Origin of the sequence: Pseudomonas sp. S3E12, assembly GCF_001702295.1 — a bacterium.
In the GTDB taxonomy this organism is placed as follows: Bacteria; Pseudomonadota; Gammaproteobacteria; order Pseudomonadales; family Pseudomonadaceae; genus Aquipseudomonas; species Aquipseudomonas marginalis.
Genome location: NZ_MBDT01000022.1, coordinates 248,139 through 268,904 on the forward strand (window position 1 = coordinate 248,139; position 20,766 = coordinate 268,904).

18 protein-coding genes are annotated in these 20,766 nt (G+C 62.0%); 11 read left to right on the forward strand and 7 right to left on the reverse strand.

Annotation, left to right across the window (positions count from 1 at the left end; translation table 11 throughout):
* Nucleotides 1–69: 69 nt before the first annotated feature.
* Nucleotides 70–1,632 carry a sigma-54-dependent transcriptional regulator gene (locus tag BB029_RS20495; protein ID WP_065940575.1) on the reverse strand — a complete coding sequence of 521 codons (1,563 nt, stop codon included), beginning with the start codon at nt 1,630–1,632 and terminating at the stop codon, nt 70–72.
* A 256-nt stretch (nt 1,633–1,888) separates the two neighbouring features.
* On the opposite strand from BB029_RS20495, the gene phhA reads away from it, so the two are divergent.
* The 3 genes from phhA to BB029_RS20510 all read left to right on the forward strand — a co-directional run bounded on the left by phhA (nt 1,889) and on the right by BB029_RS20510 (nt 4,335).
* A complete protein-coding gene (gene phhA / locus BB029_RS20500) occupies nt 1,889–2,680 on the forward strand; it encodes a phenylalanine 4-monooxygenase (RefSeq protein ID WP_027603832.1) in 792 nt (263 codons plus the stop codon).
* 105 nt (nt 2,681–2,785) lie between these two features.
* Nucleotides 2,786–3,142, forward strand: a complete 357-nt coding sequence (locus tag BB029_RS20505) for a 4a-hydroxytetrahydrobiopterin dehydratase (RefSeq protein WP_010208721.1) — start codon at nt 2,786–2,788, stop codon at nt 3,140–3,142.
* On the forward strand, nt 3,142–4,335 hold the full coding sequence (locus BB029_RS20510) for an amino acid aminotransferase (RefSeq protein WP_065940576.1): 1,194 nt from the start codon (nt 3,142–3,144) through the stop codon (nt 4,333–4,335). The genes BB029_RS20505 and BB029_RS20510 overlap by 1 nt, the downstream gene beginning before the upstream one ends.
* A 136-nt stretch (nt 4,336–4,471) precedes the next feature.
* On the opposite strand, the gene BB029_RS20515 is transcribed toward BB029_RS20510, so the two are convergent.
* On the reverse strand, nt 4,472–5,281 hold the full coding sequence (locus tag BB029_RS20515; protein WP_065924942.1) for a UDP-2,3-diacylglucosamine diphosphatase: 810 nt from the start codon (nt 5,279–5,281) through the stop codon (nt 4,472–4,474).
* Nucleotides 5,282–5,418: 137 nt separating this feature from the next.
* On the opposite strand from BB029_RS20515, the gene BB029_RS20520 reads away from it, so the two are divergent.
* The 3 genes from BB029_RS20520 to BB029_RS20530 all read left to right on the forward strand — a co-directional run bounded on the left by BB029_RS20520 (nt 5,419) and on the right by BB029_RS20530 (nt 7,565).
* Nucleotides 5,419–6,168 carry an AraC family transcriptional regulator gene (locus BB029_RS20520; RefSeq protein WP_065940577.1) on the forward strand — a complete coding sequence of 250 codons (750 nt, stop codon included), beginning with the start codon at nt 5,419–5,421 and terminating at the stop codon, nt 6,166–6,168.
* 99 nt (nt 6,169–6,267) lie between these two features.
* Nucleotides 6,268–7,152 (forward strand): DMT family transporter, encoded by an 885-nt coding sequence (locus tag BB029_RS20525; RefSeq protein ID WP_065940578.1) that lies wholly within the window; start codon nt 6,268–6,270, stop codon nt 7,150–7,152.
* Between the two features lie 131 nt (nt 7,153–7,283).
* A complete protein-coding gene (locus BB029_RS20530) occupies nt 7,284–7,565 on the forward strand; it encodes a hypothetical protein (RefSeq protein WP_065940579.1) in 282 nt (93 codons plus the stop codon).
* Between the two features lie 41 nt (nt 7,566–7,606).
* Here BB029_RS20530 and BB029_RS20535 read toward each other — a convergent pair whose 3' ends face one another.
* Nucleotides 7,607–7,894 (reverse strand): SelT/SelW/SelH family protein, encoded by a 288-nt coding sequence (locus BB029_RS20535; RefSeq protein WP_065940580.1) that lies wholly within the window; start codon nt 7,892–7,894, stop codon nt 7,607–7,609.
* An 84-nt stretch (nt 7,895–7,978) separates the two neighbouring features.
* Between BB029_RS20535 and BB029_RS20540 the strand changes: the two genes are divergently transcribed.
* Nucleotides 7,979–10,168, forward strand: coding sequence for a patatin-like phospholipase family protein (locus BB029_RS20540; protein ID WP_065940581.1), 2,190 nt, complete (start codon nt 7,979–7,981; stop codon nt 10,166–10,168).
* 20 nt (nt 10,169–10,188) lie between these two features.
* Here BB029_RS20540 and BB029_RS20545 read toward each other — a convergent pair whose 3' ends face one another.
* On the reverse strand, nt 10,189–10,623 hold the full coding sequence (locus BB029_RS20545; RefSeq protein ID WP_065924937.1) for a MarR family transcriptional regulator: 435 nt from the start codon (nt 10,621–10,623) through the stop codon (nt 10,189–10,191).
* Between the two features lie 121 nt (nt 10,624–10,744).
* A complete protein-coding gene (gene recQ / locus BB029_RS20550) occupies nt 10,745–12,871 on the reverse strand; it encodes a DNA helicase RecQ (RefSeq protein WP_065940582.1) in 2,127 nt (708 codons plus the stop codon).
* Between the two features lie 279 nt (nt 12,872–13,150).
* On the opposite strand from recQ, the gene BB029_RS20555 reads away from it, so the two are divergent.
* From BB029_RS20555 to BB029_RS20565, 3 genes are all read left to right on the forward strand, one after another.
* Nucleotides 13,151–13,738 (forward strand): YecA family protein, encoded by a 588-nt coding sequence (locus BB029_RS20555; RefSeq protein ID WP_027603822.1) that lies wholly within the window; start codon nt 13,151–13,153, stop codon nt 13,736–13,738.
* Nucleotides 13,739–13,758: 20 nt separating this feature from the next.
* Nucleotides 13,759–14,142: a YbaN family protein gene (locus BB029_RS20560; protein ID WP_027603821.1), complete on the forward strand. Its 384-nt coding sequence runs from the start codon at nt 13,759–13,761 to the stop codon at nt 14,140–14,142.
* A gap of 119 nt (nt 14,143–14,261) precedes the next feature.
* A complete protein-coding gene (locus BB029_RS20565) occupies nt 14,262–17,732 on the forward strand; it encodes a PAS domain-containing hybrid sensor histidine kinase/response regulator (protein ID WP_065940583.1) in 3,471 nt (1,156 codons plus the stop codon).
* A gap of 62 nt (nt 17,733–17,794) precedes the next feature.
* Here BB029_RS20565 and rmuC read toward each other — a convergent pair whose 3' ends face one another.
* Together rmuC and BB029_RS20575 are read right to left on the reverse strand one after the other, a co-directional pair.
* On the reverse strand, nt 17,795–19,159 hold the full coding sequence (rmuC, locus tag BB029_RS20570; RefSeq protein ID WP_174557006.1) for a DNA recombination protein RmuC: 1,365 nt from the start codon (nt 19,157–19,159) through the stop codon (nt 17,795–17,797).
* Nucleotides 19,160–19,334: 175 nt separating this feature from the next.
* Nucleotides 19,335–19,658, reverse strand: a complete 324-nt coding sequence (locus tag BB029_RS20575) for a hypothetical protein (protein WP_065940585.1) — start codon at nt 19,656–19,658, stop codon at nt 19,335–19,337.
* Between the two features lie 456 nt (nt 19,659–20,114).
* On the opposite strand from BB029_RS20575, the gene BB029_RS20580 reads away from it, so the two are divergent.
* The gene (locus tag BB029_RS20580; protein ID WP_065940586.1) at nt 20,115–20,420 is read left to right on the forward strand and encodes a hypothetical protein; all 306 of its coding nucleotides are present in this window, start codon (nt 20,115–20,117) and stop codon (nt 20,418–20,420) included.
* Nucleotides 20,421–20,766 lie beyond the last annotated feature (346 nt).

Below are 20,766 nucleotides of genomic sequence, written 5' to 3' on the forward strand. Positions count from 1 at the left end.
GGACTTATGCCGCTTACGGCAAGTACCCGTCTTACGGGTGACAGAGAACCAATGCGGGGGCGCAGTTGGTTATTTGTCCGCCTTGAGGATTTCGTAGTCGCGCAACTTATTGGCGATGGTGGTGTGCGACACCCCCAGGCGTTTCCCCAACTGCCGGCTGCTGGGATGCTCGGCATACAGGCTCTCCAGCACCGCCTTCTCGAAGCGTCCGACGATTGCCTCCAAACCGCCCTCCAGGGAAAAGTCGCCAAGGGGTTGGCGCACGCCGTAGTCCGGCAGGCGGATGTGTTCGACCTTGACCGTCCCGCCGTCACACAGCGACACCGCCTGGAACAGCACGTTTTCCAACTGCCGCACATTCCCTGGCCAGTGGTAGTGGCTGAGCTTGTCCATGGCGGCAGGCGCCAGCTTGGGCAACGGGCATCCGATCTGCCGGCTGGCCTGGTCGAGAAAGTGCTCGACCAGGGGCGCAAGGCCGTCGAGGCATTCGCGCAGGGGCGGGATATGCAAGGACAGCACGTTGAGGCGGTGATAGAGGTCCTGGCGGAATTCGCCACGGGCGCAGAGTTCGGAGAGGTCCACCTGGGTGGCGCAGATCACCCGTACATCCAGGTACACCTCTTCGTCACTGCCCACGCGCCGAAAGCAGCCGTCCTGCAGGAAGCGCAGCAATTTCACCTGCAAGCGCGCGCTCATTTCCCCGACGCCATCGAGAAACAACGTACCGCCGGCCGTCAGCTCCAGCAGCCCGAGCTTGCCCTCGGCCCGCGCGCCTTCAAACGCGCCGGGGCCGTAGCCGAACAATTCGGTCTCGGCCATCGACTCGGGCAGCCCGGCGCAGTTCAGCGCCATCAACGGCGATTGCCCGCGCGGGCTGGCCAAGTGGCACGCGCGCGCCAACAACTCTTTGCCGGTGCCGGTTTCGCCTTCTATTAATAGAGGCGCATCCAACGGCGCCATGCGCCGGGCTTCACGCACCACGGCGACCATGACCTTGGAGCTTTGGAAAATACTGTCGAAACCGCGCAGCTCCTGTTTGCGCACATTGTAGATACGCTCGCCCACGCGGTCGGCACGGTGCAGGGTCAGCACCGCACCGGCCATGGCTTCGCTGTCGTCATGTTCGGAGGATTGCAGCGGTGCGATATCCGCCAGGAACACGTCACCCTTGACCTTCACCCGCAGGCCATTGATCCGCGATTTACTCGCGCGTACCAGTTCCGGCAAGTCGAAATCCTCGGCGTAGCGCGACAGCGGAATGCCCGGCACCTCGTCCACCCGCACCCCGAGCAACTGCGCGGCCGCACGGTTGGCGGCGACGATGGAGCCGCCCATGTCGATGGACAACACCGGAAACTCCAGGGCACCGAGCAGCGCATTGAGTTCCATATGCCGACGCTCACTGGGCATCAGCCCTACCCTTTTGACGCCAAACACCCCGGCAATCGCCTCGAACTGCGGGCGCAGCGCCTGGAATTGCATGTTCACCAGGTTTGGGCAGAACAGGTAAATGGCATTGCCATGCTCGCCGCCCACCTCACCCTTGGCGACGTTGACGCCGTACTCCACCAACAGGTTGAGGATGTCCCGCAGGATGCCGATGCGGTTCTGGCAGTGCACTTTGATACGCATGAAAAGGCCCGAAAAGTGGGTAGGCGCCGCGTCTTTTTGTCGCTGGGCGCAGATAGTCGTCAAGATTATGTGACAGCTTAGGGGCTTTTCCCAGCCAATACCGTATTGAGCCAAGCAAGTGTAACGAATACTTTACGAAAATCGGTAAATTTTCCTACATGAGCGCTTTTGAAGTCGATGGAATCTTGCCCCGCACGGAGTATCAATAGGCTCATCCCAGGACATAACAAGAACGAATGCCTAGCAGGAGAGCCATATGAAGCAGACGCACTACGTGGCCCGCGAGCCCGATGCGCAAGGTTTTATCCACTACCCGGCGGAAGAGCACGCGGTGTGGAACACCCTGATCACCCGCCAGTTGAAAGTGATCGAGGGCCGTGCCTGCCAGGAATACCTGGATGGCATCGACAAGCTCGGCCTGCCCCTGGATCGCATCCCGCAACTGGGTGAAATCAACCAGGTGCTGGCCTCGACCACCGGCTGGCAAGTCGCTCGCGTGCCGGCGCTGATCCCCTTCCAGACCTTCTTCGAATTGCTCGCCAACAAGCAGTTTCCGGTGGCGACCTTTATTCGTACCCGCGAAGAACTGGATTACCTGCAAGAGCCGGATATTTTCCACGAGATCTTTGGCCATTGCCCGCTGCTGACCAACCCCTGGTTCGCCGAATTCACCCACACTTACGGCAAGCTCGGCCTGGCGGCCAGCAAGGAGCAAAGGGTATACCTGGCGCGCCTGTACTGGATGACCATCGAGTTCGGCCTGGTGGACACCCCCGACGGTCGGCGTATCTACGGTGGCGGGATTTTGTCGTCGCCCAAGGAAAGTGTTTACTGCCTGTCCGACCAGCCTGAACATCAAGCCTTCGACCCGCTGGAAGCGATGCGCACGCCCTATCGCATCGACATCCTGCAACCCCTGTATTTCGTATTGCCCAACCTCAAGCGCCTGTTCGAAGTGGCGCAGGAAGACATCATGGGCATGGTCGAGCGCGGCATGCAGCTTGGGTTGCATGCGCCGAAATTCCCGCCAAAACCCAAGGCCGCGTGAACCGTGGCTTTTAAGGCCAGGTGAGTCTGTTCCCCGGCCCCGCGTTGCTTTAGGGTGACGCCACTGACGACCGTTTTTAAACACTCGAATTCAGGACACCATCACATGACCACCTTGAACCAAGCCCACTGCGAAGCCTGCCGCGCCGATGCCCCGCAAGTCAGCGATGAAGAACTGCCGGTGCTGCTCAAGCAGATCCCCGACTGGAACATCGAAGTGCGCGATGGCGTGATGCAGCTGGAAAAGGTTTTCCTGTTCAAGAACTTCAAGTTCGCCCTGGCCTTTACCAACGCCATGGGTGAAATCTCCGAAGCCGAAGGCCATCACCCGGGCCTGCTCACCGAATGGGGCAAGGTCACCGTGACCTGGTGGAGCCACTCCATCAAGGGCCTGCACCGCAACGACTTCATCATGGCCGCGCGCACCGACGAAGTGGCCAAGGACGCCGAGGGCCGCAAGTAATGCATTTCGATGCCATAGGCCGTGTGCCCGGCGACCCGATCCTCGGCTTGATGGACCTGTATGCCCAGGACGCCAACCCGAACAAGTTCGACCTTGGCGTGGGCGTCTATAAGGACGACCAGGGCCTGACGCCGATTCCCCAGTCGGTAAAGCGCGCCGAGCAGCGTCTGGTCGATACCCAGGCCACCAAGACCTATATCGGCGGCCACGGCGATGCAGCGTTCGGCACCCTGATCAGCGAACTGGTGCTGGGCGCCGACTCCGCCCTGCTGCGCGAACACCTTGCCGGCGCCACTCAAACCCCAGGCGGCACCGGGGCCCTGCGCCTGAGCGCCGACTTTATCGCCCACAACCTGCCCGGCCGTGGCGTGTGGCTGAGCGACCCGACCTGGCCGATCCACGAAACCATCTTTGCCAAGGCCGGGCTCAAGGTCAGCCATTACCCCTACGTGGGCGTGGATAACCGCCTGGATGTGGCGGCGATGCTGGCAACCCTCTCCACCGTGCCCAAGGGCGACGTGGTCTTGCTGCACGCTTGCTGCCATAACCCGACCGGCTTCGACCTGTCCCAGGATGACTGGCGCCAGGTGCTGCACATCGTGCGCGAGCGCCAGTTGCTGCCGCTGATCGACTTCGCCTACCAGGGCTTTGGCGACGGCCTGGAGCAGGACGCCTGGGCGGTGCGCTTGTTGGCGGCTGAACTGCCGGAAGTATTGATCACCAGTTCGTGCTCGAAGAACTTCGGCCTGTACCGCGACCGTGTCGGCGCGCTGATCGTGTGTGCGGCGGACGCCGAGAAGCTGAAGGATGTACGCAGCCAGTTGGCAAATACCGCGCGCAACCTGTGGTCGACGCCGCCGGACCATGGTGCGGCAGTGGTCGCGACCATCCTGGGGGATGCCGAGCTGAAACAGCAGTGGAGCGAGGAAGTCGAAGCCATGCGTGCGCGAATCGCGCAGTTGCGTTCCGGACTGGTGGAGGCGTTGGCGCCCCATGGTCTGGCGGAGCAGTTTGCGCACATCGGGGCGCAACGCGGGATGTTTTCCTACACCGGCTTGAGTGCCGAGCAGGTCAAGCAACTGCGCGAGAAGCACAGCGTGTATATGGTCAGTTCGGGGCGAGCCAACGTGGCGGGTATTGATGCGACACGCCTGACGCTCCTGGCCGAAGCCATCGCCGACGTATCCAACTGAAGAAACACAAAACCAATTGTAGGAGCGAGCTTGCTCGCGAAGAACTCATAAGCACCGCGCCTATTCAGGCTGCACGCGTTATCGTTGACGTTTTTCGCGAGCAAGCTCGCTCCTACAGTTGGACTGTGGTTGGCCTTCAGTTTGTGATCATCTCAGCTTTCAACTGCGCTTCTTTCGCCTGGGCATCCGCCAACCGATACAACTCGATGCTCCCGTCCCAGTGCTCGATCAACGCCGTGCACGACTCCACCCAATCCCCGCAGTTGAGGTAATCCACCTCGCCCACCTTGCGAATCTCCGCATGGTGGATATGCCCGCACACCACGCCATGCAACTCGCGCCGGGTCACTTCGTGGGCGATGGCCTCTTCAAAATCGCTGATAAAGCTCACGGCGGTTTTGACCTTGTGTTTCAGGTACGCCGACAAAGACCAGTAGCCATAGCCGTAGCGGGCGCGCCAGTGGTTCAACCAGCGGTTCAAGGTGAGGGTGAACTCGTAGGCCGAGTCGCCCAGGAACGCCAGCCAACGGTGGTAACGGGTGATCACATCGAACTGATCGCCGTGGATCACCAGCAGATGACGACCGTCAGCCGTCACATGCACCGCCTCATCCACCAACTGGATATTGCCCAGGATCAGCTTGGAGTAGCGGCGCAGGAACTCGTCGTGGTTGCCGGTAACGTAGATCACTTCGGTCCCGCGCTTGGCCATGGTCAGCAGGCGACGGATCACGTTGGTGTGGGCCTGGGGCCAATACATGCCACCGCGCATTTTCCAGCCGTCGATGATATCGCCCACCAGGTAGACCTTATCGGCGTGGTAGCCCTTGAGGAACTGCGACAGGTGTTCGGCCTGGCAATCCCGGGTGCCCAGGTGCACGTCGGAAATCCACAGGGTACGAACCCGCTGCTTGCGGCTGGGCTTGGTGAACTCGGCACTGGTCATGGGCATCCCTCGACGCTGTTTTCGCGAGCTTGCGCCCTGGCGATTAATAGCCCATGACAGTCGTGCGTCAGTCCGATGACAGCGCCCGCCGGCCGCGAAGCGTTGTAGACTGGCGCCCTGCCGCCCAGGAGACCGCGATGAGACCGTCGCTCACGCTACGCCACTACCTCGAAGCGCCCATCGCCCACAGCCATGACCATGCGCAGTTGGTGTTCGGCCTGTCCGGCCACCTGGACCTGGAAGTCGACGGCCGTGGCAGCCAGGTGCGCGAAAGCAGCGTGATGGTGCTGCCCTTCTCCGCCCACCACGCCTGTGGCAGTCGCGATGGCAGCCGTTGCCTGGTGCTGGATGTGCCCACGGAGCATTGGCTCCTGCAATCCCTGGGCGAACACGCCGACGCCAGCCGCCGTCTGCTCGATCAACCGGCACGCCTGGCCCTGGATGCCCGGCAGCACCAACTGGTGCAATGGCTGGCGCACGGTCCCGTGGATGATCCACTGATCGTCCAGCAGGGTGCGGTGCTGTTGCTGGCCAGCCTCAACCATCCGCAGGCCCCGCAGGTGCCGGGCCGCCGCCTGCCGTATGCGGCATTCAATGCGCATATCGAGCGACACGTTGCCCATCCGTTGCAGGTCGCCGACCTGGCGCGTATCGCCGGCCTGTCGGTGGCGCGCCTGCATGCGCGCTTTATCACCGAATGCGGGCAGACGCCCATGGATTACATCCGCAGTCGGCGCCTGCAACTGGCCCTGAACCTGCTGCGCGAGACGCCGCTGCCCATCGGTGAAATTGCCGAGCGGGTGGGCTACACCTCACAAAGTGCCTTTGCCGCCGCTATGCTGCGTGAATTCGGCGCCTCTCCCGGCGCGTTGCGGCGCGCCTCATAGGGCGAGCCTTGCGCTAAAAATCGCGAGTCCCACGACAGACGCCCGCACCGGCACCCTCTAGACTGCGAACCTGTCACTCCCGTTGGTTCAAGGATCGCAATGACTCCCCGCTCAGCCCTCGGCGCCCTGCATATCGGCGCATTGATGTTTGGCCTTACCGGCGTCTTCGGCAAGCTGGCGGCCGCCTCCCCGGCCATCATCGTCTTCGGTCGCGCCGCGTTTGCCGTGATTGCCCTGGCAGTGTTTGCACGCTTCGCCAGCAACGCCCCCTGGAAAACCCTGGCGCTGCAGGACTGGCGTCGCCTGCTGGTCAGCGGCGTGTTGCTGGCGGCGCATTGGGTGACGTTCTTCATTGCAGTCAAGGTCGCCGGTGTGGCCGTCGCCACGCTGGGGTTTACTGCATTCCCGGCGTTTACCGTGATCCTCGAAGGGCTGATCTTCCGCGAGCGCATTCGCGCCAATGAAATCGTACTGGTGGCTCTGGTCACCGTTGGGTTGGTGCTGGTCACGCCGGACTTCAACCTCGCCAGCGAAGCCACTGGCGGCCTGCTCTGGGGCATCGCCTCGGGGTTGCTGTTTTCCTTGTTATCGCTCAATAACCGAGCCAGTTCCGGGCGCATCCCTGCCGTACAGGCGGCGCTTTGCCAAAATGTGGTGGTCGCCCTGTGCCTGCTGCCCGTGGCTGCGCCGGGTTTGGCGGATGTGCGTGCGCTGGATTGGTTGTGGATCGGCCTGCTTGGGGTGTTCTGCACCGGCCTGGCCCACAGCCTGTTTGTCGCCAGTCTCGCGGTGATCAAGGCGCGCACCGCCTCGGTGGTGTTCGCCATGGAGCCGGTCTACGGCATCACCGTGGCCTGGCTGCTGTTTGCCGAAACCCCGACCCTGCGCATGCTGCTGGGCGGCGCGTTGATCATCGTCGCCATCGTGCTTTCCGGGCTGATGGGCAGCGCCAGCCAGGCCAAGCAGCCCGCTGCAACGGCCTGATCTATACTTTAAACATCCGCAACAGTCAGCCGTCGTTAAACGGATAAAGACTCCTCGACGACAGCCATGGCGTTTCCTGAAGTTGCTGCACGCGAGTGGTCACTCCATCAACGCGATGCAGGGGTTTCATCATGGAAATGTTCATCAGCTTGTTGGTTCAGATCATCAGCGGTGCCGTCGGTGGCAATTTGGCCGGTATGACCAAACAAAGCCTGGGGACCGGCCTCAATACCATGCTTGGCGGTATCGGTGGGCTGGTGCTGGGCCAGGTTGTCGCGGCACTCACGGGCACCTCCGGCGGCGAAGCCCTGGATGTGGCGGCGGTGGGCGGCAACATCGTCGGCGGCGGTTTCGGCGGCCTGCTGCTGACCTGGGTCGTGGGCTTCATCAAAAGCAAGATGGCCGCCAAATAGCGGCGCACCAAGGGGTCACCGCCCGGCTGTGGCGGTGACCTTCATGGCGTACGGTCGTTGTGGCCCAGGTCCCGTTGTGGGTCGATCTGGTCGCGCACCCTTTGCTTGAGCACCTTGGCTTCGGGGAAACCGCCGTCCACCTTGCGCTCCCAGATCTGCACGCCGTCGCAGGTGATCCGAAACGCACCGCCGGTGGCCGGCTCCAGCGCCACCCGGCCGAGGTCATCGGCAAACGTACTCAACAACTCCTGCGCCAGCCACGCGGCGCGCAGCAGCCACTGGCACTGGGTGCAATAGGTGATGACAATCTCGGGTTTGCTCAGCGACATAATTTGAGAGGCTCCTGGCGTAACGGGCTCGGTGGAACGGATGGCTATAATACCGGCCTTTATCGCCCAGCCTCGAGATTCATGATGCGCCGCCTGTTGTCCTGCCTGTTCCTGTGCCTGCTCCCGCTTCTTGCCGACGCCGTAGAAACGCCCCGCCCCAAAATCGGCCTGGTGCTGTCCGGCGGTGCCGCCCGAGGCCTGGCCCATATCGGCGTGCTCAAGGCCCTGGAGGAACAGGGTATTCACATCGACGCGATTGCCGGCACCAGCATGGGCGCGGTGATTGGCGGGCTGTATGCCTCGGGCTACAAGATCGATGAACTGGAAAAACTGGCCCTGGGCATCGACTGGCAACAGGCGCTGTCCGACGCACCGCCACGGGAAGACGTGCCGTTTCGACGCAAGCAGGATGACCGGGATTTCCTGGTCAAGCAGAAACTCAGCTTCCGCGATGACGGCAGCCTCGGCCTGCCCCTTGGCGTGATCCAGGGCCAGAACCTGGCGCTGTTGCTGGAAAGCATGTTCGCCCATACCAGCAACACGCGTAATTTCGACAAGCTGCCGATCCCCTTCCGCGCCGTGGCCACCGACATCACCACCGGCGAGAAAGTGGTGTTCAGCAAGGGCCACCTGCCCCAGGTGATCCGCGCGAGCATGTCGATCCCGGCCGTGTTCGCGCCGGTGGAGCTGGATGGCCGTCTGCTGGTGGATGGCGGCATGACCGATAACATCCCACTGGATGTGGCGCGTGAGATGGGCGTGGACATCGCCATCGTGGTCGACATCGGCACCCCGCTGCGCTCACGCAAGCAACTGGCAACGGTGGTGGACGTGCTCAACCAGTCCATCACCCTGATGACCCGGCGCAACTCCGAAGAACAACTCAAGGCCCTGCAGCCCAAGGACGTCCTGATCCAACCGCCGCTGGCCGCCTATGGCGTGACGGACTTCGGTCGCGCCAAGGACATGATCGATGCCGGCTACCGCGCCACCCGCGCCCTTGACGTTCGCCTGGCCCATTTGCGCCCCGCCGAGCCGATCGACCCGCAACTGGTGGCCGCGCGCACGCCGGGCGAACGCACCCCGGTGATCACCGCGATCAAGGTGGAGAACGACTCGAAGGTCAGCGACGACGTGATCCGCTACTACATCCGCCAACCGCTGGGCCAACCGCTGGAACTTGGCCGCCTGCAGACCGATATGGGCACCCTGTATGGCCTGGATTACTTCGAGCAGGTGCAATACCGCGTGGTGAAAAAGGGCCAGGACAACACCCTGGTGATCAGCGCGCGCGGCAAACGCAGCGGCACCGACTACCTGCGCCTGGGCCTGAGCCTGTCGGACGACATGCGCGGCGACAGCGCCTTCAACCTCGGCGCCAGCTACCGCATGAACGGCATCAATCGCCTGGGTGCCGAATGGCTGACGCGGGTGCAGATCGGTGATCGGCAGGAGCTTTACAGCGAGTTCTACCAGCCGATGGATACCGGTTCGCGCTACTTTGTCGCGCCGTATATCAGCGCCCAGGCACAGAACGTCGAGCTGATCCTGGACAACGACCCCATCTCCGAATACCGCCTGGAACGCTACGGTTTCGGCCTCAACGTGGGGCGGCAGATTGGCAACAGCGGCGAGATCCGCTTCGGCGTCGGCGAGGCCTGGGGCAAGGCGGATGTGCGCATCGGCGACCGCGACCTGCCAAGTGTGAGCTTCAGCGAAGGCTTCTATGAACTGAAGTATTCCTTCGACTCCCTGGATAACGTGTACTTCCCCCACAGCGGCGAGGACATTGGCCTGGCGTTTCGCGAATTCGAACCGGGGTTGGGCTCGGACCAGCGCTATCGACAATGGGAGTTCAAGCTGGACAAGGCCATGAGCCATGGTCCGGACACCCTGGTACTGGGCGGGCGCTACGGGCGCACCCTGGATGATTCGGACGTGGTGATTTCCAGCTTCCTGCTGGGCGGTGCGCGGCAGTTGTCGGGCTTTCGCCAGGATGCGATTTCCGGGCAGAACATCAGCCTGATGCGCGCGGTGTACTACCGCCGGCTGACACCGCGCTCCTACCTGCCGCTGGATTTCCCGCTGTACCTGGGCGCGTCCCTGGAACGCGGCCGGGCGTGGAACAACGACAATGAGTTCGACAGCGGCTATATCAACGCCGCGAGTATTTTCCTCGGGTTTGATACGCCGCTGGGGCCGCTGAATTTCAGCTATGGGTTCAACGATGATAATCAGAAGGCGGTGTACCTGAACCTCGGGCAAACCTTCTAACCCTTGCTACGGGGCTCGGATCAGGACTTTTCCAGGTTCGCCAGGATGTGCCCATGCACCCGCATGCAGACACGCATATCTTCTTCGTCAACGCCCATAAACAGTTCCTGGCGCAAAGCCGTGGCAATAGTCTCGATCTGCTCGATCAACGGCTTGGCGGTGTCACACAGCAGGATGCGCTTGGCGCGACGGTCCTCCACCACGGCCTGGCGTTGCACCAGGCCCTGGCCTTCGAGGCTGTCGAGCAACCGGGCCAGGGTCGGCCCTTCTACGCCGACGCTTTGCGCCAACTCACGCTGGGTGGGCGCTTCTTCAAAACGGGCCAGGTGCAGCAGCACCAGCCAGCGCGCCTGGGACAGGCCCAGCCCGGCCAAACGGCGGTCGAGCTCGGCGCGCCAACCTCGGGACATTTGCGCCAGCTGCATGCCAAAACGGTGTTGATCGGTTAACGGCATAAAAAACTCATGATTTAGACTGAAAATAAAGTATGGCTAATTATTAGTCAGCTAAGCATGAGCCATGTCACTAGGCAAGAGTTGCTATGTACTGATTCGTTACATTGTCGTAATTGGCACACTAAATTTCGAATTCAGACTGCAAAGCGGCCCGCACGCAGTACAAAACCCCCTCAGGAACCCGCCCGGTAAACAGCGGTGCAATCTCCGCAACCGGTGGCAATTCGCCTTCTCCGTCCAGGAATGCATCCTGGATCTCGCCGAGCAGATCTTCCGGCAAATCAAGGGCCTGCTCCAATGACAACTGCTGCTTGCCGATGGCTTCGGCCAGCAAGGTGTAGACGTTTTTCTCCGTGCATTGCAACTGGCCGGCGATCTGGATCGGGGTCATGCCGGCGCGAGCCAGGCTGATCAGTTCATGGCGAATATCGGCGATTTCCTTCGGCGCTTCGGCCTGGCCACCAAGCACTTCAAGGAATGCCTGGCCGTAGCGCTCCAGCTTACGCGCACCGACGCCGCTGACCCGGGCCATTTCGGCCATGGTGGTGGGCTGCTCGCGCAGCATTTCCAGCAAGGTGGAGTCGGGGAAAATAACGTACGGCGGCACGCTGTGTTCCTGCGCCAGTTTGCGTCGCAGGGTCCGCAGGGCTTCCCACTGTTCGCGCTCCTCACCCCGTACAAGCTGGCTGGCCTGGCTGGTGCTGGTCTTGGCGGTGGTTTGCGGCTTGAGGTCGCGACGCAGCTCCAGGCTCACCTCGCCCTTGAGCAGCGGCCGGCAGCTGTCGTTCAGACGCAGGCCGCCATACCCTTCGATGTCGATGTCCACCAGGCCGCGCGCGACCATCTGCCGGAACAGCGAACGCCACTCGCCCTCGGCACGGGCCTTGCCGACGCCGTAGACCGAGAGTTTCTCGTGGCCGAAACTGCGTACTTTTTCGTTGTCCTTGCCCTGCAATACATCCACCAGATGACCGACGCCATAACGCTGGCCGGTGCGGTAGATCGTCGACAGCGCCTGGCGCGCGGGCTCGGTGGCGTCCCAGGTCTGTACACCATCGATGCAGTTATCACAGTGGCCGCACGGTTGCGGCATGTCCTCGTCGAAGTAGGCCAGCAAGGTCTGGCGGCGGCAGCGGGTCTCTTCACACAGCGAGAGCATCGCGTCGAGCTTGTGCTGCTCCAGGCGCTTGTGGCGCTCATCGCCTTCGGAGTTCTGCAGCATCTGCTTGAGCATCACCACGTCCTGCAGGCCGTAGACCATCCAGGCATCCGCCGGCAGGCCATCACGGCCGGCACGCCCGGTCTCCTGGTAATAGGCCTCGAGGGACTTGGGCAGGTCCATATGGGCCACGAAGCGCACGTTGGATTTGTCGATGCCCATGCCGAACGCGATGGTGGCCACCATGATCAGGCCTTCCTCGTTGAGGAAGCGTTTCTGGTGGGCAGCGCGCGTTTCGTTGGGCAGGCCGGCGTGGTACGGCAGCGCGGGGTAGCCCTGCTCGCAGAGGAACGCAGCCACTTCATCGACCTTCTTGCGCGACAGACAATAGACAATGCCCGCATCGCTGCGCCGCTCGGAAAGGAATGCCAGCAACTGCTTGCGCGGCTGCTCCTTGGGCACGATGCGGTAGAAAATATTCGGCCGGTCGAAGCTCGACAGGAACCGCTCGGCGTCCTGCAGGTGCAGGCGCTCGACGATTTCTTCACGGGTGCGCTTGTCGGCCGTGGCGGTCAGGGCGATGCGCGGGACGTCCGGGAACAGCTCCGCCAGTTGACCGAGCTGCAAATATTCGCGGCGGAAATCATGCCCCCATTGCGATACGCAGTGGGCTTCGTCGATGGCGAACAGGGCAATTTCCAGGCTCTGCAAAAACGCCAGCATGCGCGGCTGCACCAGGCGCTCAGGTGCCAGGTAAAGCATCTTCACTTCACCGCGCTTGATCCGCGCGGCCAGGTCGCGTTGCTGCTCGGCACTGAGGGTGGAGTTCAAGGCGGCGGCAGCGACGCCAAGTTCTTCCAGGGTCGCAACCTGGTCGTCCATCAACGCGATCAGGGGCGACACCACCACTGCCAGCCCGTTGCGCAACAACGCCGGCACCTGGAAGCACAACGACTTGCCACCACCGGTAGGCATCAGGACCAGGGCATCACCGCCCTTGGCCACGCGCTCAATGATCGCACCCTGGCGACCACGAAAACTGTCGTAGCCGAAGATGTCCTTGAGGACGCGTTGAGCCTGATCGAGCATGTATAACTCCAACAAAATAGTGCCGAAATCCCTCTGTACAGGCTGGTCGAAAAAATACGGGCTCACGGAAAATAATCCGTAAGCGAAGTTTTCTCGACCTGGCGCTTGGCCTGCTGGGGCATCACAAAACGCGGCAGTATACCCGAGCGTCATCCGGCAAAGGGCGCCGCTGACGAATTGCAGCCCGTCTCTAAAACCTGGCAAATATGCATGCCGACTGGCTTGGGCGCGCAAGAAAGCCTAGAATTCAGCATCGTTTATTCCCAAGGTAGTCCTTCAATGTCCTTCGCTGAGCAACTAACCCGCCTGCAAGCCTTCCTCGACGCCGATGAGCTGCATGACGAGGCGCTGGACTACGTGGCCGCCCACGGCTACCTGACCGCCCTGTCGATCTGCTCCGAGGTCGTTCCCGACCGTGAATGGATCGACGCACTGTTCGCCGAAGAGCCCCACTACGCCGACGCCGCCCAGCGCGAAGAAATCGAATCCACCCTGCTGGCCCTCAAGGCCCACATCTCGCGCCAACTGGCCTCCGATGAAGAGTTCGAGTTGCCGTGCGAGCTGGACCTGGGCGAAGAGCCGGACGACTCCGACCTGCGCGGCTGGTGCATCGGCTTCATGGAAGGTGTGTTCCTGCGTGAAGCCGCCTGGTTCGAAACCGCCGAGGAAGAAGTCAGCGAAATGCTTTTGCCGATCATGGTCGGTTCGGGGTTGTTCGAGGAAGAAGCTGAATTTTCCGACATCGCCGCCGACGCCAACCTGATGGACGACATGATCGTACAGATCCCGGAAGCCCTGACCGCCCTGTACCTGCTGTGCAACGCCCCTGACGAAAAACCGGCGATCCTCAAGCCACGCCACCACTGAGTCGCTTGCCCGTGACACCCATGGGCAATCGCTCGCTGCTCCTGCGCTACGTGCTGCTGGCCATCGGCTGGCTGAGCGTAGCGTTGGGAGTGATCGGTATTTTCCTGCCGGTATTGCCGACCACCCCCTTCCTCCTGCTCGCCGCCGCCTGCTTCGCTCGCAGCTCCCCGCGTTTCTACCAGTGGCTGGTGGAACACCCGCGCCTGGGCCCCTGGATTCGTGACTACTTGGACGGCAACGGCATCCCGCTCAAGGGCAAGGTCTACGCCATCGGCCTGATGTGGCTGAGTATCGGTTTTTCCTGTTACCTGGTGCCGTTGCCATGGGCCCGCGGGTTCATGCTGACCAGCGCCGTACTGGTGACAATCTACATCCTGCGCCAGAAAACCCTGCCACCGCGCTGAGCGCCAACTGCGACATTAGATCCCACACGACCTTGGTCGACACTGACTAACCCCAGGCATCATGCGAGACTGTCCAACCGGGCCTGGAATGCCTGGGTGTTCTCATGCTCGGAGTTACCATGACGCTGTCCAGCGGGCTGATCGCCGCCGTTGCCCTGGCCTATATGGCCATTATGTTTGCCATCGCCTTCTACGGTGACCGCCGCCATGCGCCGCTGCCGCCGCGCATGCGTGCCTGGGTCTATAGCCTGTCGCTGGCCGTCTACTGCACCAGCTGGACCTTCTTCGGCGCCGTAGGCCAGGCCGCCGAACAACTGTGGGCGTTCTTACCGATCTACCTGGGACCGGTGCTGTTGCTGGTGTTGGCACCCTGGGTCCTGCAGAAGATGATCCTGATCAGCAAGCAGGAAAACATCACCTCCATCGCCGACTTCATCGCCGCACGCTATGGCAAATCCCAGTCCCTGGCAGTGGTGGTCGCGCTGATCTGCCTGGTGGGCGTGCTGCCTTATATCGCCCTGCAACTCAAAGGCATTGTGCTGGGGGTCAACCTGCTGATTGGCGCAGGTGCCGACACCACCGGCACCCGCGCGCAAGACACCGCCTTGATCGTGTCCCTGGTGCTGGCGCTGTTCACCATTGTGTTCGGTACCCGCAACCTCGACGCCACCGAACACCACCGCGGCATGGTGCTGGCGATTGCGTTTGAATCGTTGGTGAAGCTGTTCGCCTTTCTCGCGGTCGGGGCGTTTGTGACCTACGGCCTGTACGACGGTTTCGGCGACCTGTTCAGCCAGGCGATGCTCGCGCCACGCCTGGAGGAATACTGGAAGGAAACCATCAACTGGCCGTCGATGGTGGTGCAGACCGGCGTCGCCATGATGGCGATCATCTGCTTGCCCCGGCAGTTCCATGTGACGGTCGTGGAGAACATCGACCCCCAGGATCTGCGCCTGGCCAAGTGGGTGTTCCCGGCCTACCTGATCCTCGCCGCGCTGTTTGTCGTGCCGATCGCCTTGGGCGGCAAGATGATGCTGCCCGGCTCGGTGCTGCCGGACTCCTACGTGATCAGCCTGCCCATGGCCGAGGCTCACCCGGCCCTCGCCGTGCTGGCGTTTATCGGCGGTGCGTCGGCGGCCACCGGCATGGTGATCGTGGCGAGCATCGCCTTGTCGACCATGGTCTCCAACGACATGCTGCTGCCCTGGCTGCTGCGCCGCTCCAGCGCCGAGCGGCCGTTCGAAGTGTTCCGCCACTGGATGCTGTCGGTGCGCCGGGTCAGCATCGTGATCATCCTGCTGCTGGCGTATGTCAGCTACCGCCTGCTGGGCTCCACCGCGAGCCTGGCGACCATCGGCCAGATCGCGTTTGCCGCGGTGACTCAACTGGCCCCGGCCATGCTGGGCGCACTGTATTGGAAGCAAGCCAACCGACGCGGTGTGTTTGCGGGACTGGCGGCGGGTACGTTCCTGTGGTTCTACACCTTGGTCCTGCCGGTTACCGCGAAAAGCCTGGGTTGGTCCCTCGCCATTTTCCCGGGGCTGACGTGGATGCATTCGCACCCGCTCGGTTTGTCCGTCACCTCACTGACCCTGGGCACCGTGTTCTCCCTGGCGGGTAACTTCACGCTGTTCGTGTGGGTGTCGATGCTATCGCGCACACGTGTGTCGGAACACTGGCAAGCCGGGCGCTTTATCGGCCAGGAAATCAGCCAGCGCGCCAATGCCCGCTCGATGCTGTCGGTACAGATCAGCGACCTGCTCAGCCTGGCCGCGCGGTTTGTCGGCGAAGAACGGGCCCAGCAGAGTTTTATCCGCTTCGCCTATCGCCAGGGCAAAGGCTTTAACCCCAACCAGAATGCCGACAACGACTGGATCGCCCACACCGAGCGATTGCTGGCCGGCGTACTCGGCGCATCCTCGACCCGGGCCGTGGTGAAAGCGGCGATCGAAGGGCGGGAAATGCAGCTGGAAGACGTGGTACGCATCGCCGACGAAGCGTCCGAAGTGCTGCAATTCAATCGCGCGTTGCTGCAGGGCGCTATCGAGAACATCACCCAGGGCATCAGTGTGGTGGACCAGTCCCTCAAGCTGGTGGCCTGGAACCGGCGTTACCTGGAGTTGTTCAATTACCCGGACGGGCTGATCAGCGTAGGCCGACCGATTGCCGACATCATCCGCTACAACGCCGAGCGCGGCCTGTGCGGGCCGGGGGAAGCCGAGGTTCACGTGGCGCGCCGCCTGCACTGGATGCGCCAGGGCCGCGCGCACACCTCAGAGCGGCTGTTCCCGAATGGGCGGGTGATCGAGCTGATCGGCAACCCGATGCCCGGCGGCGGCTTCGTCATGAGCTTCACCGACATTACCGCGTTCCGCGAGGCCGAGCAGGCACTCACCGAGGCCAACGAAGGCCTCGAGCAACGGGTGACCGAGCGCACCCACGAACTGTCGCAGCTCAATGTGGCGCTCACCGATGCCAAGGGCGTTGCCGAGTCCGCCAGCCAGTCAAAGACGCGCTTCCTCGCGGCCGTCAGCCATGACCTGATGCAACCGCTGAACGCCGCCCGCCTGTTCTCCGCCGCCCTTTCCCACCAGAACGACGGCCTGTCCAGCGAAGCCCGGCAACTGGTACAGCACCTGGACAGCTCGCTGCGTTCGGCCGAAGACCTGATCAGCGACCTGCTGGATATCTCGCGCCTGGAAAACGGCAAGATCAACCCGCAGCGCCAGCCCTTTGTGCTCAACGAACTGTTCGACACCCTCGGCGCGGAATTCAAGGCCCTGGCCCAGGAACAAGGCCTGCGTTTTCGCCTGCGCGGCAGCCGCTTGCGCGTGGACAGTGACATCAAGTTGCTGCGACGGATCCTGCAGAATTTCCTGACTAACGCTTTCCGGTATGCCGACGGCCCGGTGCTGCTGGGCGTACGCCGGCGCAAGGGCGAGCTGTGCCTGGAAGTCTGGGACCGTGGCCCTGGTATCCCGCTGGATAAACAGAAGGTGATCTTCGAAGAGTTCAAGCGCCTGGACAGCCACCAGACCCGCGCCGAGAAAGGCCTGGGCCTGGGCCTGGCGATTGCCGACGGCCTGTGCCGGGTGCTGGGCCATCGCTTGAGCGTACGTTCCTGGCCGGGCAAGGGCAGCGTGTTCAGCGTGCGTGTGCCGCTGGCACGCAACCAGGCCAGCCCGCAGGCCAAGCCTACCCAGGAGAACGGCCTGCCGTTAAGCGGCGCGCAAGTGCTCTGCGTGGATAACGAAGAGAGCATCCTGATCGGTATGCGCAGCCTGCTGACACGCTGGGGCTGTGAAGTGTGGACCGCCACCGACCAGGCGCAATGTGCGGCGCTGCTGGAGCAAGGCGTACGCCCGCAACTGGCGCTGGTGGATTACCACCTCGACCACGGCGAGACCGGCACCGAGCTCATGGGCTGGCTGCGGGCGCAAATGGCGGAGCCGATTCCCGGTGTGGTCATCAGTGCCGACGGCCGCCCGGAGATGGTGGCAGAGGTGCATGCGGCGGGGTTGGATTACCTCGCCAAACCGGTGAAGCCAGCCGCGCTGCGGGCATTGCTGAGTCGACACTTACCGCTATAAACCGGATGTACTCAGTAAAAACTTGGGAGGGGGCTTGCCCCCTTCCACCTTTCGGATTGTGTTTATTCGGGCAGGTGCGCGACGCCGTCGGCGTCGGTCATCGCCCGCTCCAGCAAATCCGCCGGCAGGCTTTTGCTGGCACGCGCACCGAGCAACTTTAATTGCTCGGTGCGACTGACCAGGTTTCCGCGCCCATCCGTCAGCTTGTTTCGCGCAGCGCTGTAAGCCTTGTCCAATTGCTGTAGACGATTGCCCACTTCGTCCAGATCCTGGATAAACAGCACGAACTTGTCGTACAGCCACCCCGCGCGTTCGGCGATTTCGCGGGCGTTCTGGCTTTGACGCTCTTGCTTCCAGAGGCTGTCGATCACCCGCAGGGTGGCGAGCAGCGTCGTAGGACTGACGATCACGATATGCCGGTCGAAAGCTTCTTGGAACAGATTCGGTTCGGCCTGCAAGGCCGCGGAAAAAGCGGCTTCGATCGGCACGAACAACAACACGAAATCCAGGCTGTGCAGGCCTTCCAGGCGTTTGTAATCCTTGCCGGCCAAACCTTTGACGTGATTGCGCAGCGACAGTACGTGCTGCTTCAAGGCTGCCTGGCCGATCACCTCGTCATCCGCTGCGACATACTGCTGGTACGCGGTCAGGCTGACCTTGGAATCCACCACCACCTGCTTGTCACCGGGCAGCATGATCAGCACATCCGGTTGGAAACGCTCGCCGTCCGGCCCCTTGAGGCTGACCTGGGTCTGGTACTCGCGGCCCTTCTCCAGGCCGGCGTGTTCCAGCACGCGCTCGAGGATCAGCTCGCCCCAGTTGCCCTGGGTTTTCTGGCCCTTGAGGGCGCGGGTCAGGTTGGTGGCTTCGTCTGACAGACGCAGGTTCAACTGCTGCAGGCGTTCAAGCTCCTTGGCCAGGGAAAAGCGCTCGCGGGCCTCGTTCTGATAGCTTTCTTCCACGCGTTTTTCGAAGGACTGGATGCGTTCCTTCAAGGGATCGAGCAACTGGCCAAGGCGTTCCTGGCTGGTCTCGGCAAAGCGCTGCTCGCGCTCATCGAAGATCTTGCCGGCCAGCTCAGCAAACTGCGCACGCAACTCGTCCCGCGAGCCCTGCAGGTCGGCGAGGCGCTGCTGATGGCTTTCCTGCTGTTCGCGCAGTTCGGCGCGCAAGGCGGCCGACAATGCGTCGAGGCGGCGTAATTCGGTTTCCTTGGCGCTGCGGTCAAGGTTCCAGGCGTGGGCGGCGTCGCGGGCGTTGTCGCGGTCGATCTGCAACAGCTCGACCTCGCGGCGCACTGCAGCCAGGTCCGCTTGCTTGGCGGCGTTGGCCTGGCTCAGATCGCTGATTTCATCGCGACTGGCATCCAGTTGAGCGGCGAGGCCCTCCTGGGCCAGTTGCGCAGTGGCCAGGCGCTCTTCGAGCAGTTCCCAGCCGGTGGTCCGCGCGGTCAACCGCCGCTGAATCTGCCAGCACACTGCCAATAAAGGCACTGCGGCGCCAGCCAGGCCCAGGGCAACACTGGTCCAGTCAAAAACCATAGCCATTTCTGCCATCACCGAAAAGGAGCAAGGTTAACCAAGCGTAGAGCGTGAGGACAGCTCAGTCTTCGACCTGACCCAGTTCCCGTTGGGCGCGGCGGTCACCGGCACGGGCGGCCAGGCGCAGCAGATCATGGCCGATGCGGCGGTCGCGGGCGTTGCCGCACTCGCGGCACATCAATTGGCCCAAACGGCTTTGCGCAGCCACTACGCCCTCACGGGCCGGCTGCTTGAGCAAGCGCCCGGCGAAGTGCTTGACGTTGGTGCTATGCCCCAGGCGTGGGCTGTCGAGCAACCACAGGGCGACTTTCAAGGAAAAACGCTTGGGTGCGGTAACAGTCTGGGGGATGTCGGTAACAGAAGGTGATACTGAGCGAAACTTCATAAAGCACTGTGGGACAGAACGGAAGGCGCGCCACTCTACTCTTTTTTTCGCACAGGTAAAGCTGAAAAAACCCGGCACGCCCGTTCTAGAGCAAGCGCTCGGGACAATCCACAGAAGCTGTGGATAACTCAGTGGACAACCACCCTTTAACTCGCGCAAAGGCCCATGGAACGGGGCCCGCAGTCAAACTGACGATTTTTTCACCAATAAAAAAAAGCCAGATTTTTCATTGACTTAAATTTCCATTGCAGGCAAATGGCGGCCCTGTCCAGCGATTGACAGCCTGGTTACACACGCCGCAACTAATGTGCACAAGTACCGATCCGATGGTTATATCCCCGGCTTTTTTGAAGCGATAGCCTTCAAAAATGTTACCGCCGAGGCAAAACGGGGACTTTTCAAATCTTTTCCCGCTCGCCACACTGCCCGACGGACAACACAACGCTGAGTGGGCCGATGAAAGGAATGCTGTTATTTGCCGTGTTGTTACTGGCCATCTGTGCCATTTCATTAGGGATAAATGTCGCGCTGCCATCCCCGGATGGGGCGTTGTTTGCAATCGCCATCCTGCTATCGGCCGCGTTCACCGCCGTGAGCCTGTGCATCGAGCTGGGTGAAGGGCGTATCGATGACATGGGCGATGTGATGAAGATGGTCGAGACCGGCCAATCCTTGCGCCTGACCCTGGCCGCCTATGGGTTGGGTTGTTCCCTGGCCGCCGCCGTCACGGTGCTGGTGTATCGCGGCCTGCTGGGCGGCTGATTGAAATTTTTTGATTAACACGCTTCCATTGCCTGTTTCAATCCGTTACTATCCGCAGCGTTAGTACCAAGCTGAAAGTCAATTCTGGTCGAACAACTCCCCTGAACAACACGGGATCGACCACCTCGATGGTTTCCAGGTATCACTTGCGACGACACTGCCTTTGAACAAGCAAAGGGTGCCGCGAAGTTTTCATACTCTGACCGAACCAACCTGCAAATTGATCAGGATCTTCACCCCGGGCCCAGAACCTTTGCCCTTGTTGTGTTGCCTGCCCTCCTAAGTACCTACCTGCCAGCCCAAGCGCGCCTAACTTAATTAGCGCTTCAAACTGGCTGCTTTGTTC

Excerpts from the sequence above, each read along its gene's own strand:
- BB029_RS20575 (WP_065940585.1), bottom strand. The coding sequence starts at position 19,658 with ATGAAGTTTCGCTCAGTATCACCTTCTGTTACCGACATCCCCCAGACT.
- BB029_RS20545 (WP_065924937.1), bottom strand. The coding sequence starts at position 10,623 with ATGCCGTTAACCGATCAACACCGTTTTGGCATGCAGCTGGCGCAAATG.
- BB029_RS20505 (WP_010208721.1), top strand. The coding sequence starts at position 2,786 with ATGACCACCTTGAACCAAGCCCACTGCGAAGCCTGCCGCGCCGATGCC.
- BB029_RS20555 (WP_027603822.1), top strand. The coding sequence starts at position 13,151 with ATGTCCTTCGCTGAGCAACTAACCCGCCTGCAAGCCTTCCTCGACGCC.
- BB029_RS20565 (WP_065940583.1), top strand. The coding sequence starts at position 14,262 with ATGACGCTGTCCAGCGGGCTGATCGCCGCCGTTGCCCTGGCCTATATG.
- BB029_RS20535 (WP_065940580.1), bottom strand. The coding sequence starts at position 7,894 with ATGTCGCTGAGCAAACCCGAGATTGTCATCACCTATTGCACCCAGTGC.
- BB029_RS20495 (WP_065940575.1), bottom strand. The coding sequence starts at position 1,632 with ATGCGTATCAAAGTGCACTGCCAGAACCGCATCGGCATCCTGCGGGAC.
- BB029_RS20520 (WP_065940577.1), top strand. The coding sequence starts at position 5,419 with ATGAGACCGTCGCTCACGCTACGCCACTACCTCGAAGCGCCCATCGCC.
- recQ (WP_065940582.1), bottom strand. The coding sequence starts at position 12,871 with ATGCTCGATCAGGCTCAACGCGTCCTCAAGGACATCTTCGGCTACGAC.
- BB029_RS20580 (WP_065940586.1), top strand. The coding sequence starts at position 20,115 with ATGAAAGGAATGCTGTTATTTGCCGTGTTGTTACTGGCCATCTGTGCC.
- BB029_RS20510 (WP_065940576.1), top strand. The coding sequence starts at position 3,142 with ATGCATTTCGATGCCATAGGCCGTGTGCCCGGCGACCCGATCCTCGGC.
- BB029_RS20525 (WP_065940578.1), top strand. The coding sequence starts at position 6,268 with ATGACTCCCCGCTCAGCCCTCGGCGCCCTGCATATCGGCGCATTGATG.
- phhA (WP_027603832.1), top strand. The coding sequence starts at position 1,889 with ATGAAGCAGACGCACTACGTGGCCCGCGAGCCCGATGCGCAAGGTTTT.
- BB029_RS20515 (WP_065924942.1), bottom strand. The coding sequence starts at position 5,281 with ATGACCAGTGCCGAGTTCACCAAGCCCAGCCGCAAGCAGCGGGTTCGT.
- BB029_RS20540 (WP_065940581.1), top strand. The coding sequence starts at position 7,979 with ATGCGCCGCCTGTTGTCCTGCCTGTTCCTGTGCCTGCTCCCGCTTCTT.
- BB029_RS20560 (WP_027603821.1), top strand. The coding sequence starts at position 13,759 with ATGGGCAATCGCTCGCTGCTCCTGCGCTACGTGCTGCTGGCCATCGGC.
- BB029_RS20530 (WP_065940579.1), top strand. The coding sequence starts at position 7,284 with ATGGAAATGTTCATCAGCTTGTTGGTTCAGATCATCAGCGGTGCCGTC.